Source organism: Sinorhizobium sp. NFACC03 (assembly GCF_900103435.1).
Taxonomy (GTDB): Bacteria; Pseudomonadota; Alphaproteobacteria; order Rhizobiales; family Rhizobiaceae; genus Ensifer.
Map to the genome: position 1 here is coordinate 24,168 of NZ_FMXF01000018.1, position 13,881 is coordinate 38,048.

8 protein-coding genes and 1 pseudogene are annotated in these 13,881 nt (G+C 63.5%); 7 read left to right on the forward strand and 2 right to left on the reverse strand.

Annotated elements, in window-relative coordinates; all coding sequences use genetic code 11:
- Positions 1-98: 98 nt before the first annotated feature.
- Positions 99-449 carry a VOC family protein gene (locus BLU35_RS21345; protein WP_093234388.1) on the forward strand — a complete coding sequence of 117 codons (351 nt, stop codon included), beginning with the start codon at positions 99-101 and terminating at the stop codon, positions 447-449.
- Positions 450-486: 37 nt separating this feature from the next.
- Here the strand turns inward: BLU35_RS21345 and BLU35_RS21350 are convergent, their stop codons facing one another.
- Positions 487-1,770, reverse strand: a complete 1,284-nt coding sequence (locus BLU35_RS21350; protein WP_093234389.1) for a cystathionine gamma-synthase family protein — start codon at positions 1,768-1,770, stop codon at positions 487-489.
- A 126-nt stretch (positions 1,771-1,896) separates the two neighbouring features.
- Between BLU35_RS21350 and BLU35_RS21355 the strand changes: the two genes are divergently transcribed.
- From BLU35_RS21355 to BLU35_RS21365, 3 genes and pseudogenes are all read left to right on the forward strand, one after another.
- Positions 1,897-2,355 (forward strand): Lrp/AsnC family transcriptional regulator, encoded by a 459-nt coding sequence (locus BLU35_RS21355; protein WP_058321551.1) that lies wholly within the window; start codon positions 1,897-1,899, stop codon positions 2,353-2,355.
- Between the two features lie 223 nt (positions 2,356-2,578).
- A complete protein-coding gene (locus tag BLU35_RS21360) occupies positions 2,579-3,868 on the forward strand; it encodes a mechanosensitive ion channel family protein (RefSeq protein WP_093234390.1) in 1,290 nt (429 codons plus the stop codon).
- A 145-nt stretch (positions 3,869-4,013) separates the two neighbouring features.
- A pseudogene (locus BLU35_RS21365) lies at positions 4,014-5,698 on the forward strand (alpha/beta hydrolase).
- 59 nt (positions 5,699-5,757) lie between these two features.
- Here the strand turns inward: BLU35_RS21365 and BLU35_RS21370 are convergent.
- Positions 5,758-6,627: a LysR family transcriptional regulator gene (locus BLU35_RS21370; protein WP_093234391.1), complete on the reverse strand. Its 870-nt coding sequence runs from the start codon at positions 6,625-6,627 to the stop codon at positions 5,758-5,760.
- Positions 6,628-6,751: 124 nt separating this feature from the next.
- Between BLU35_RS21370 and BLU35_RS21375 the strand changes: the two genes are divergently transcribed.
- The 3 genes from BLU35_RS21375 to BLU35_RS21385 all read left to right on the forward strand — a co-directional run bounded on the left by BLU35_RS21375 (position 6,752) and on the right by BLU35_RS21385 (position 13,529).
- A complete protein-coding gene (locus BLU35_RS21375) occupies positions 6,752-9,199 on the forward strand; it encodes a GcvT family protein (RefSeq protein ID WP_093234392.1) in 2,448 nt (815 codons plus the stop codon).
- The gene (locus BLU35_RS21380) at positions 9,196-11,643 is read left to right on the forward strand and encodes a GcvT family protein (protein ID WP_093234393.1); all 2,448 of its coding nucleotides are present in this window, start codon (positions 9,196-9,198) and stop codon (positions 11,641-11,643) included. The genes BLU35_RS21375 and BLU35_RS21380 overlap by 4 nt, the downstream gene beginning before the upstream one ends.
- A gap of 341 nt (positions 11,644-11,984) precedes the next feature.
- A complete protein-coding gene (locus BLU35_RS21385) occupies positions 11,985-13,529 on the forward strand; it encodes a trimethylamine methyltransferase family protein (RefSeq protein WP_176907351.1) in 1,545 nt (514 codons plus the stop codon).
- Positions 13,530-13,881 lie beyond the last annotated feature (352 nt).

Below are 13,881 nucleotides of genomic sequence, written 5' to 3' on the forward strand. Positions count from 1 at the left end.
CCGGCACGTTTGGCAGGCAGGATGGCCGCATCGCCGTGAAAACCGACACCCGTGAGCGCCGGAGCGCGCTCCGTTGCTCGCCGGATAAGGAAGAACCAATGACTGTCTTGCGTATCGTCTCCAATCTCCACGCCCCGGACCCACAGATGGCACAAGCCTTTTACGGTGACTTGTTGGAGCTCGACGTGGTGATGGATCATGGATGGATCCGGACTTTTGCGGCCAAGGGTGCCGCGGCGATGCCGCAACTGAGCGTCGCCAGCGAAGGCGGCAACAATACACCCGTGCCGGTGCTTTCGATCGAGGTGGACGACGTCGATCGACTTTACGCGCGCGCCAAGGTGGCAGGTGTGGAGATTGTCTACGACATCACCAACGAGCCCTGGGGCGTGCGCCGTTTCTTCATGCGCGACCCCTTCGGCAACATCGTCAATATTCTCTCACATTGACAGGCAGCCACCGCGGACCGGCGGCTGCGATATCGTGTCAGGCGACCGACAGGGCGTTCGAAAGATCGGCGACGAGATCATCCGGATGCTCGATACCGATCGACAGGCGGATGGTCGATTCCAGCACGCCGATACGGCGGCGCACCTCGATCGGCACGCCGGAATGGGTCATGGCCGCCGGGTGGCTTGCCAGCGATTCCGTGCCGCCGAGGCTGACGGCGAGCTTGAAGATCTGCAGCGCATTGAGGAAGCGGAAGGCCGCTTCCTGGCCGCCCGAGATGTCGAAGGAGAACGTCGAGCCGGCGCCGGTGCACTGCGCCCTGAAGGTGCGGCCAACCGGCGAATCCTCGTCATGGAAGGGCAGGTAGTGGATGCGCTCGACCTTCGGGTGCTCGCGCAGGAACTCGGCGACGACGCGGGCATTGTCGTCGGCCTTCTGCATGCGCACGGAAAGCGTTTCCAGCGAACGGCCGAGCATCCAGCAGGAATGCGGGTCGAGCTGGGTGCCGATCGCCCCGCGCAGCGCCTTTACCTGTTTCATCACAGCCTTCGAGCCGAGAGCTGCACCGGCGATGAGGTCGGAATGGCCGCCGACATATTTGGTCAGTGAATAGAGCGAGATGTCGGCGCCGTGTTCGATCGGTCGCTGGAAGACCGGGCCGAGCAGCGTGTTGTCACAGGCGACCACAGGGGTATGACCCTGTTTCCGGCCGATCATATCGGCGACGCGGCGGATCATGGCAACATCGACGAGGCTGTTTGTCGGGTTTGCTGGCGTTTCCACGAGAATCACAGAGACGCGGCCCTTGGCCATCGCCTCTTCGGCGGCGGCGCTGACAGCTGCTTTATTGACGCCATCGGCAAAGCCGACGGCCGCAACGCCGAGATTGAGGAAGGTTCTGGCAAGCAGCGTCTCGGTGCCGCCATAGAGCGGCTGGCTGTGCAGCACCGCGTCGCCCGGCTTGACGAAGGCAAGCAGGGTGGTGGCGATCGCCGACATGCCCGACGAGAACAGCGCACAGCTCTCGGTGCGCTCGTAGACGGCGAGGCGATCCTCAACGATCTCGCTGTTCGGATGGTTGAAGCGCGAATAGACGAGACCGGCGCCGACACCCGCCGGCGGCTCCTTCCGACCGGAAACGAAATCGAAGAAATCGCGGCCTTCTTCGGCTGAGCGGAAGACGAAGGTCGAGGTCAGGAACACCGGCGGCTTGACGGCGCCCTCGGACAGTTCCGGATCGTAGCCATAGTTCAGCATCTGCGTTTCGGGATGCAGCTTGTGGTTTCCGATGTGGGTCTTGGAGGGATGCGGTGCGGTCATGACTTGTCTCCTGAAGGGAAGCGGACTCGACTGACTGGCAAATTATATCAGATGCTTGGACCGATCCTTGCTATTTCCGGCTGGATGTCTTTGAGTTGCGCAAAGATTTGGCTGAGTTGGAAAGATATGGCGCAGAAAATTGCCGACGAGACGGATCGCAGGATTTTGAAGGAGCTGGTGGCGGACGCGCGCCTCACCAACAACGAGCTTGCCGAGCGCGTGGGGCTCTCGGCTTCGCCATGTCTCCGCCGCCTGCGGCGGCTGGAGGAGACCGGTGTGATCCGCGGCTATACGGCGCTGATCGATCCGTCGATCGACGGCTGGACGATGACCGCAATTGCCACCGTCAGGCTCAGCCGTCAGCATGAAGATGAGATCGTGATGTTCGAGGAGGCGGTGCGCGGCTGGGACGAAGTGCTTGAATGCCATCTGGTGACCGGCTCGCGCGACTATGTGCTGAAGGTGATGAGTGCCGGGCTCGAGCACTACGAGCGCTTTATCAAGGAAAAGATCGCGCGGCTCAAATGCGTCGCCTCGATCGAAACGAGCTTCGTCATGAACACGATCAAGGAGCGGCGGGTCTAGCGTCCATCCGGCAATAAGCTTTTGAAGATGCTAGCTTTATTCCGAGCCTGCCACGATTTGCAGGTGCGACGGATCTTGCGAGGCATCCGAATTCAAGGGGGATCGACGCACCGGCTTCGGGTGGCGGCATTGAAAGTGTCAAGGATGCCCTAGATTCAAAGGATTAGGGCGTCCCCCCCAAAAAAACGCTCGGTCGGACGCTTGGTTCTCTCGGAGAGAGACGATGGATTTCGCAGAAGCGTTCGACGCCGTCGCTTCCTCGTCGCGGACGGTCCTTTTGAACGAGTGGACGTATTATCAGATCGCCATCATCGTTGCCGGCTACCTGATCTGCGGCGCGCTGGCAAAGCGGATAGAGCCGCTGGTCGAAGCCCGCGCCCGCCTGATCAAGGGCAATCCGGACCTGCTGCGCGTCATCATCGCCTTCATGCGGCGGCTGCGCTGGCTCTTCCTGATCGTGTGGCTCTGGATCGCCGATGGGATGATATTGCGTTTCGGTTGGCCGTCGTATCGCTGGCTGGTGGTGACTGCGCTGACCCTGACGGCCGCCTGGTTCGTGATTTCCGTGCTCACCCGCATCATCCGCAACCAGACGCTGGCGCGCGTCACCGCCGTCGTGGGCTGGATCTATTTTGCGCTTTATGCGGTCGGGCTGGACCGGGTGATCCTGACGACCCTTGATGGCGTTGCCGTCAACCTCGGTGCCGTTCGTCTGTCGCTGCTGCTCGTCCTGAAGGCTGTCGTGCTTTCGTCCGCGCTGATCTGGCTTGCCGTGCTGTTGGGCAACGTCTCGGCGCACTGGATCCAGCGGTCGGCAGAACTCACGCCGTCCTTCAAGGTGCTGATAAGCAAATTGGTCAAGATCGTGCTGATCGGCTTTGCCGGTGCGATCGCGCTGTCCGCGACCGGTATCGACCTGACCGCGCTGACGGTCTTTTCCGGGGCGGTCGGCGTCGGCATCGGCTTTGGTTTGCAGAAGGTGGTCTCCAACTTCATTTCCGGCATCATCATCCTGCTCGACAAATCCATCAAACCGGGCGACACGATCACGCTTGGGGATACCTTCGGTTCCGTGCGCGACCTGCGTTCCCGCTTCGTCTCCGTCATCACCAGGGACGGCAAGGAATACCTCATTCCGAACGAGGACTTCATTTCGCAGCAGGTCGTGAACTGGTCGTTCTCCAGCGACTTCGTCCGCATCGAGGTCAGTTTCGGCACTTCCTATGACAGCGATCCGCACGAGGTGGCGCGCATTGCCATCGCGGCTGCCAAATCGATCCCACGGGTTGCGAGCGGCCACGCGGAGCCGGTCTGCTGGATGACCGGCTTCGGCGCATCGTCACTCGATTTCAAGCTCAGGTTCTGGATCTCCGATCCGAGCAACGGGCTGACCAACATTCGCGGCCAGGTGATGATGGCGCTGTGGGACGCCTTCAAGGTGGCCGGTATTTCGATCCCGTTCCCGCACCGCGAAATCATCATGAAGACACCGATCGAGGTGACCCGCGCGTGAGGCGTGCGACCGTCAAAGTCCAGCTTCCGTCCGTGCGTCTTCCGGTTGCGGCAATTGACTGGACACGTCGGGGAAGCGACATTGCCGCCGGCGGAACGGCCTATGGTCTTCCGGTGACAGTGTCAGCATGAGGGGGCCCGACGCCATGGAACATCTTCAACAGACGCCGCTGTCGAGGTTGCCGGTGCCGCGGTTTCTCTCGACGCTGCTCGCATCGTTTTCGACCACTGGGCTGATCGTCGGCGTCTTCTTCTTTGCCATGTCGCTGACGCCGAGCCTCATCCCGCGCCCCTATGTGGTCCAGGCGGTGATCTCGGGCCTGTCGCTTGGCGCCGGCTATGCGATCGGCGTGCTCCTGCGCTGGGTTTGGTCGCTGCTCGACCTGCCGGAGATCCGCGGGCGCACCGGGCTGATCGTGAAGGCTCTGGCGACGCTCGGCTGCACCGCCGTTGCACTCGCCTTCCTCTGGCGCACGGCCTATTGGCAGAACACGGTGCGTCAGATCATGGGACTTGATCCGGTCGAAAGCGCCGAGCCGTTCAAGCTCGGGCTGATCGCGGCCCTTGTCTTCGTCGCCATCGTGCTTTTGGCGCGGCTTTTCCGGCTGACCTTCCGGTTTCTCACCGGTCGTTTCGAACATGTGCTGACGCGGCCGCTGGCGAAGGTCGCCGGCGTGGTCGCGGCGCTGGCGCTGTTCTGGTCGGCCGCCGATGGCGTCATCTTTCGATATGCGCTGCATGCGGCCGACAGCTCGTTCCAGCGGCTCGACGCGTTGATCGACCCCGACTTAGCCCCACCCACCGATCCCTTGAAGACGGGCAGCAGGGCGTCGCTGATGACCTGGGACGAGCTCGGCCGCCAGGGACGCCAGTTCATCGCCTCCGGACCGGCGGCAAAGGACATCGGCGCCTTCTTCGGCGGCGAGGCGAAGGAGCCCTTGCGCGTCTATGCCGGCCTCAATTCGGCTGAAACCGCCAAGGAACGTGCGAAGCTGGCGCTGGAGGAACTGAAACGCGTCGGCGGTTTCGAACGCGCCAATCTTCTGATCGTGGTGCCGACCGGCACCGGCTGGATCGACCCGCCCGGTCTCGATTCGCTCGAATATCTCCTGAAGGGCGATGTCGCCAGCGTCGCGGTGCAGTACTCCTACCTCACGAGCTGGCTGTCGCTGCTGGTCGAGCCGGAATACGGTGCCGAAACGGCCGATGCGCTGTTCGATGCGGTATATGGCTCTGGACGACGCTGCCGAAGGACAAGCGGCCGAAGCTCTATCTCTATGGCCTCAGCCTCGGTTCGATGAACTCGCAGGGCTCGGTCGATCCCTTCGACATCATCAGCGATCCGTTCCAGGGGGCGCTCTGGGTCGGCTCGCCGTTCCCGACCAAGACCTGGCTGCAGATCACGCGAAATCGCAATCCGGGCTCGCCCGAATGGCGGCCGCTCTATCGCGATGGTTCGGTGATCCGCTTCACCAACCAGGAAAACGCGCTTGATATTCCGGGGGCTCGCTGGGGCAATGTGCGCATCGTCTACCTGCAATATGCCAGCGACCCGATCACCTTCTTCGATCCCCATTCCTTCTACCGCGAACCGGACTGGATGAAGGCGCCGCGCGGTGCGGACGTCTCGCCGGCGCTCCGGTGGTTCCCGGTCGTCACCATGTTCCAGCTGCTCGCCGACATGGCGCTCGCAACAACTTCGCCGATCGGCTACGGCCATGTCTACGCACCCGAACACTATATCGACGCCTGGATGCAGGTGGTGGCGCCGCCCGGTGTCACCGAGGCGGATGCCGAGCGGCTGAAGGGGCAACTCAAGGGCCGCTACTAGGTCTTTGAAACGACGCACTTCCGGTCGGAAAACCGCTTCACACTTCTCCTGGAATTGCTTTAAAGCCCGCTGGGAACAGGCAACGTCGATAACAGCGCACCCATGGCGCCGATGATCTTGCGGTGCTGGTGCGCGTGGCGTGTTCGAAGGCTTGTTGCGGCATAGACGGTCTGGGCGATGGCCGGCGCATCCTGCACCCGATCGGCAAATCCGTCCGCGGCGAGCCGCTCCGCCGTTGCCGCCGTCACATAGGCCGCGCCACCGAGGGCGGCGAGCAGCCGGGTGATCGCCATGTTCTGGCCGGCCGAAAGCAGGGCTGCGGAAAGGTGCGGCAGGGCGAGCCGGTGGGCACGGTCGAAGGTCGGCGAATAGCTTGCGCGGATATAGTTCTCGGAGCGGACCTCGGCCAGTTCGCGCGCCTCGGTGCTGACCAGCACGTAATGCAGATCTCCGATCCTTTCGTAATAGAGATCGGGCAGGTAATGGGGCGTGTAGAGGATCGCAAGATCGAGGTCGCCGGCGCCGAGGTCACGGTTCATCTGGTTGGAATAATCGGCCTCCATATAGACCTCGGTTGCGGGCAGGTCCTGCCGAATTGCGGCCATCCATTCGCCGGCGAAGGCCTCGGCAAGGTCGTGCTGGATACCGAGGCGCATGGAGCGCTCCAACGCACCGGCGCTGGTGACCGCGCGTGTTGCCTCATGCCACTGGTTTTGCAGGGCTTTTGCATAGTCGAGGAAGCGCAGGCCGGCGGCGGTCGGCACTGTTCCGCCCTTGTTGCGGGTAAAGAGCTTGCGGTTGAACTGGGCTTCGAGTGCCTTCACCCGGTGAGAGACGGTCGACTGGGTGATGTTCAGCCGCTCGGCGGTGCGGTTGAAGGAGCGGCTTTCCATCAGGTCGAGAAAGGTTTCGATCAGTTCCACCTGCATGCCATGCGCTCCCTTTGCAATCGCTACAATCTAATCGAATTTGTCGATCAATAAAGCCTGTTTCCGTCGCTTGATGGCGCACAGCTTCCCCGGCAAGAATTCCGCCAAAACGAGGGAACTATTGATGTCGAATTTGCCGTCGCACGCACGGGTCGTGATCATCGGGGGGGGAGCGATCGGTGCTTCCTCGCTCTACCATCTTGCCAAGGCCGGCTGGACCGATTGCGTGCTTCTGGAAAAGAACGAGCTGACGGCGGGCTCGACCTGGCATGCGGCCGGCAACGTGCCGACCTTCTCATCTTCGTGGTCGATCATGAACATGCAGCGCTACTCGGCATCGCTCTATCGCGATCTCGGCGCGCTCGTCGATTATCCCATGAACTATCATGTCACTGGCTCAATCCGGCTCGGCCACTCCAAGGAGCGCCTCCAGGAGTTCAAGCGCGTCGTCGGCATGGGTCGCTACCAGGGCATGGATCTCGATATCCTGTCGCCCGACGAGATGCGCAGCCGCTACCCTTTCCTCGAAACGCACGAGCTGACCGGCGCGCTCTACGATCCCTATGACGGTGACATCGACCCGGCGCAGCTGACGCAGGCGCTCGCCAAGGGCGCGCGCGACATGGGCGCAAAAATCATCCGCTTCTGTCCCGTCACGGCGGCGCGCCGAGAGAACGACGAATGGGTGATCACCACACCGCAGGGCGAAATCCGCTGCGAATACGTCGTCAACGCCGCCGGCTACTATGCCCGCGAGGTCGGCAAGATGTTCGGCCGCGACGTGCCGATGATGGTGATGAGCCATCAGTATATCCTGTTCGACGAGATCCCGGAGCTTGCCGCCTGGTCGAAGGAGGCGGGCCACAAGCTGCCGCTTCTTCGCGACGTCGACAGCTCCTACTATCTCCGCCAGGAGAAGAACGGCATGAACCTCGGGCCCTACGAGCGCAACTGCCGCGCCCATTGGGTAACGCCTGACGATCCGATGCCGGAGGATTTTTCGTTCCAGCTCTTCCCGGACGATCTCGACCGGTTGGAATGGTACCTGAACGATGCCGTCGAGCGCGTGCCGATCCTCGGCACGGCCGGCCTTTCGCGCATCATCAATGGCCCGATCCCCTATGCGCCCGACGGCAACCCGCTGATCGGACCGATGCCCGGCGTGCCCAACGCGTTTGAGGCTTGCGTCTTTACCTTCGGCATCTGTCAGGCCGGCGGCGCCGGCAAGGTACTGGCCGAATGGATCACCGAGGGCCAGACGGAGTGGGACATGTGGTCCTGCGACCCACGCCGTTACACCGACTATACCGACCAGGACTATTGTATCGCCAAGGGCATGGAGATCTACGGCCACGAGTACGCGATGCATTTCCCGAAACACTATTGGGCGGCGGGCCGCGGCAAGAAGTTGTCACCGATCCACGACCGGATCCAGGCACTCGGTGCGCAGTTCAAGCCCTATAACGGCTGGGAGCGCGCCATGTGGTACGCCAAACCCGGCGACGACACCTCTGAAGGTGCGACGCAGACCTGGGGTCGCGCGGGGCCGTGGGCGAAGCGCATCGAGGAGGAGTGTCTGGCCGTGCGCGATGCCGCCGGCATTCTCGATTTGCCGGGCTTCTCGCGCTTCCGGGTGAAGGGCGAGGGGGCGACCGCGTGGCTTTCGGGCCTCATCACCGGGCGCGTGCCGAAGCCGGGTCGTATCGGCCTTGCCTATTTCGCGGACGACAAGGGCCGGATCGTCACCGAAATGTCGGTCATGATGATTGACGAGGACTTCTTCTTCCTGATCACCGCCGCAACGGCGCAGTGGCACGATTTCGAGTGGCTGACGAAGCACCGGCCGGCCAATGCCGCCTTCACCATCGACGATGTCACCAAGTCCTTCTCCTGCCAGATCCTGACCGGGCCGAAGTCGCGCGCGATCCTCGCCGAGGTCAGCGAGGCCGATCTCGTCAAGGGCTGGCTCACGCACCAGACGGCGCAAATCGCCGGCCGCTATTGCCAGCTCGTGCGCGTCTCCTTTGCCGGCGAGCTCGGCTGGGAAATCCACACCAAGGTCGAGGATACGGCTGTCATCTTCGACGCCGTCTGGGCCGCGGGCCAGAAACACGGCCTGAAGCCATTCGGCATGGAGGCGCTCGATAGCCTGCGCATCGAGAAGGGCTACCGCGCCTGGAAGGGCGATCTTTCGACCGATTACACCATCCTTCAGGGCGGGCTGGAGCGCTTCGTCGACTGGGCCAAGCCCGGTTTCAAGGGCAAGGCGGCGCTGGAACGGGAGAAGCAGCAGGGCGTCAGCAAGCGCTTCGTCACCCTGACGGTCGCCGCCGACGGCTGCGACGCGCCATATATGTCGACGCTCTGGTCCGACGGCCAGGTGGTCGGCGAGACGACCTCGGGCAACTGGGGCTACCGCGTTGGCAAGTCGATTGCGCTCGGCATGCTGCGCGCCGATCTCGCCGTGCCCGGCAAGGAAATCGAGGTCGAGATCTTCGGCGACCGCTTCAAGGCGACAGTCGAGGCGGACCAGCCGCTCTGGGATCCCTCCAATGAAAGACTGCGCGCATGAGCAAGCCCATTCCCTCGAAAGCCCGTGCAGTCATCATCGGCGGCGGCGTTTCCGGCTGTTCGGTCGCCTATCATTTGGCCAAGCTCGGCTGGACCGACGTGGTGCTCTTGGAGCGCAAGCAACTGACCTCGGGCACCACGTGGCATGCGGCCGGCCTGATCGGCCAGCTGCGTGCCTCGCAGAACATGACGCGGCTCGCGAAATACTCGGCCGACCTCTACGTCAAGCTCGAGGCCGAAACCGGCATTTCCACCGGCATGCGCCAGAACGGCTCGATCACCGTGGCGCTGACCGAGGAGCGCAAGGAAGAGATCTATCGCCAGGCCTCGCTCGCCCGAGCGTTCAACGTCGACGTCCGAGAGATCACGCCTGATGAGGTGAAGGCGATGTATCCGCACCTCAACACCTCTGACGTGAAGGCGGCGGTGCATCTGCCGCTCGACGGCCAGTGCGATCCGGCCAACATCGCCATGGCGCTCGCCAAGGGCGCGCGGCAGAACGGCGCGACGATCATCGAGGGCGTCAAGGTCACGGCCGTGCTGAAGAAGGATGGTCGGGTGACCGGCGTCACCTGCGAGCAGAACGGCGAGACATATACGATCGAGACGGATCATGTCGTCAACTGTGCGGGCATGTGGGGCCGGGAGTTCGCCCGCCAGGCCGGCGTCACCGTGCCGCTGCATGCCTGCGAGCACTTCTACATCGTCACCGAGGCAATCCCGGAGCTCAAGCGCCTGCCGGTGCTGCGCGTGCCCGACGAGTGCACCTACTACAAGGAAGACGCCGGCAAGATGCTGATCGGCGCCTTCGAGCTCAAGGCCAAGCCCTGGGGCATGGACGGCATCCGCGAGGATTTCTGCTTCGACCAGCTGCCTGACGATTTCGACCACTTCGCGCCGATCCTGGAGATGGCGGTCAACCGCATGCCGATGCTGGAAACGGCGGGCATCCATACGTTCTTCAACGGCCCCGAAAGCTTCACGCCCGACGACCGCTACTATCTCGGCGAAGCGCCCGAAGTGAAGGGCTATTGGGTGGCGGCCGGCTACAATTCGATCGGCATCGTTTCCTCCGGCGGCGCCGGCATGGCGCTCGCCCAATGGATGAACGACGGCGAGCCGCCCTTCGATCTCTGGGAAGTGGATATCCGCCGGGCGCAGCCGTTCCAGAAGAACCGCGCCTATCTCAAAGATCGCGTCTCCGAGACGCTCGGTCTGCTCTATGCCGATCACTTCCCCTATCGCCAGATGGCAACGGCCCGCGGCGTGCGCCGCTCGCCGCTGCATGAGCATCTGAAGGCCCGCGGCGCCGTCTTCGGCGAAGTCGCGGGATGGGAGCGTGCCAACTGGTTCGCCAAGGAAGGCCAGGAGCGCGAGTACCGCTATTCCTGGAAGCGGCAGAACTGGTTCGAAAACCAGAAGGCCGAGCATCTGGCCGTGCGCAACGGCGTCGGCCTGTTCGACATGACCTCCTTCGGCAAGATCCGGGTGGAGGGGCGCGATGCGCTTTCCTTCCTGCAGCGGCTCTGCGCCAACGAGATGAATGTCGAGCCCGGCCGCATCGTTTACACCCAGATGCTCAACGCCCGCGGCGGCATCGAGAGCGATCTGACGGTGACGCGTCTGTCGGAGACCGCCTTCCTGCTGGTCGTGCCCGGCGCCACGCTGCAGCGCGATCTTGCCTGGCTGCGCAAGCATCTTGCCGACGAATTCGTCGTCATCACCGATGTCGGCGCCGGCGAAAGCGTGCTTTGCGTCATGGGGCCGAAGGCGCGGGAGCTGATGCAGAAGGTAAGCCCGAACGATTTCTCCAACGCAGCCCATCCCTTCGGGACGGCACGTGAGATCGAGGTCGGCATGGGGCTCGCCCGTGCGCATCGCGTCACCTATGTCGGCGAACTCGGCTGGGAGCTCTATGTCTCGACCGACCAGACGGCGCATGTGTTCGAGGCGCTGGAGGTAGCGGGGCAGGATCTGGGCCTTAAGCTTTGCGGCATCCATACGCTCGACAGCTGCCGCATCGAAAAGGCCTTCCGCCATTTCGGCCACGACATCACCGACGAGGACCATGTGCTCGAAGCCGGGCTCGGCTTCGCAGTCAAAGCCGACAAGGGCGATTTCATCGGCCGCGAGGCGGTGCTGGCCAAGCACAATCGCGGGCTCTCGCGCCGGCTGGTGCAATTCCGTCTCGCCGATCCGGAGCCGCTGCTCTTCCACAACGAGGCGATCGTCCGTGACGGCAAGATCGTCGGCACGATCACCTCTGGCAATTACGGCCACCACCTCGGCGGCGCGATCGGCCTCGGCTACGTGCCTTCGGAAGGCGAGAGCGACAAGGACGTGCTCGGCTCGCATTTCGAGATCGAGATCGCCGGGACGCGGGTTGCTGCGGAGGCGTCGTTGAAGCCGATGTACGATCCGCGCTCCAAGCGGGTGCGGATGTAGGTCAGGCGTTTGGGACTGGCGTCGGGCATCGTGTTCGGGCTTGAGGATTGCCCGTCATCCGCCTGCCGGCACCTTCTCCCCGTTCTGACGGGGAGAAGGGACGCGTGGCACCGGGCTCGTTCCTCTCTACGCAGGCGGGGAAAGGGGCAGGGGACGGACGAGGCGGGCGCAGAAGACAGATAATCCTCTTCCTCATGAACGGTGAGGAGGGGAACGAGCGGAAGCAGCAAGTCCCTTCTCCCCGTCAAAACGGGGAGAAGGTGCCGGCAGGCGGATGAGGGGCTTTAACCTCACCGCGCGAATGAGGGGGCGAGGACACACCCGCCCATTGGGAGATGATGATGGCTAACGATTGCGCAGTTGCGGCTTCGAGACGGTCCGGCGGGCGGGCGGCGCGGGTGGCGCTGCGTTCGGCGCCGCTGGCCGAAAACATCCGGCCGGTGCGTCCCGGTCTTTCCGGCGGGCAATACAAGCCGCTGACCGACGCTAATGTGAAGCGGATCCACGAGGCGGCGCTCGATGCGTTGGAACAGATCGGTCTTGCCAACGCGCCGAAATCGGGCATCGAGATCATGACCGCCGCAGGCGCCATTCTCGGCGACGATGGGCGCATCCGCTTCCCGCGTGCCCTGGTCGAGGACATGCTGGCGATCGCCGCGCGCGACATCACGCTTCATGCCCGCGATCCGAAGCAGGATCTCGAACTCAGCGGCACCCGCGTCTATTACGGCACGGCCGGTGCTGCGGTGCATATCGTCGACGTCGAGAAACGCGAATATCGCGAGTCCACCACCAAGGACCTATTGAACGCCGCCCAGCTCGTCCATCACCTCGACAACGTGCACTTCTTCCAGCGCGCCATGGTCTGTCGCGATGTAGCCGACAACTTCCTGATGGACGTCAACACGCTCTATGCCTGCTGCGCCGGCACGACGAAGCATGTCGGCACGAGCTTCTCCGATCCCTCGCATGTCGATGGCTGCTTCGATCTCATCCACATGATCGCCGGCGGCGAGGACAAGTGGCGGGCGCGGCCCTTCGTTTCCAACTCGAACTGCTTCGTCGTGCCGCCGATGAAGTTTGCCGAGGAAAGCTGCATCACCATGGAAAAGTGCATCCGCGCCGGGATGCCGATCCTCTTACTTTCGGCCGGCCAGGCGGGTGCGACCGCACCGGCGCCGCTGGCAACCGCGATTGTCCAGGCGGTCGCCGAATGCCTGGCGGGCGTCGTCTATGTCAACGCCATGTCGCCCGGCCATCCCGCAGTCTTCGGCACCTGGCCGTTCGTCTCGGATCTACGCACCGGGGCGATGTCCGGCGGCTCCGGCGAGCAGGCGCTGCTGACGGCCGGCTGCGCGAAGATGCACCAGTTCTACCGCCTGCCCGGTGGGGCCGCTGCCGGCATTGCCGACGCCAAGCTACCGGATATGCAGGCCGGCTGGGAGCAGGCGATCTCCAATGTCATGGCCGGGCTTTCCGGCCTCAACATGGTCTATGAGGCCGTCGGCATGCATGCCTCGCTGCTCGGCTTCTGCCTGGAGTCGCTGGTGCTCGGCGACGATCTGCTCGGCCAGGTGCAGCGCTGCATCCGCGGCATCGACGTGACGGAGGATTCGGTCTCGCTCGAGACCATGCGCTCGGTCTGCCTCGATGGCCCCGGTCACTATCTCGGCCATCCGCAGACGCTTGGGCTGATGCAGACGGAATACATCTATCCGGCGGTCGCCGATCGCACGAGCCCGAAGGAATGGGTCGAGATCGGCCGCCCCGATCTGGTGGCGCGGGCGATCGAGAGGAAAAACCGCATTCTGGCCGAAGCAGCCCCTTCGGTGATCGCGCCGGATATCGATCGGGCGATCAGGGAGAGGTTCCAGATCTTCTGCTGAGTTTAGCTCTCCGCCCCGGTCGCGGGGCGGGGGCAGCGGGGGCCAGGTCTGGCCGATCCGTCATCTACAGATTGCAAGGACTACGTCGAGCTGAGGTATCGCCGAAGTTCGCGAGCGATGGCGTTTGCATTGGGGACGGAGGCGTAGGTGCTTGAAGCTGCCCCTCGTTCGCGTGGTGGGGGAAGGCGCCCCTCATCCGGCCTGCCGGCCACCTTCTCCCCGTTCTGACGGGGAGAAGGAGACGCCTGGCCAGCCCCAAGCCTCAGGCGGCGAGGCGAGAGGAGGCGGCGCCTTTCGACGTCGCGCTCCAAGAGAGCAGACGAGGGAAGGGAAACGCGCCGCGATGCTGGCG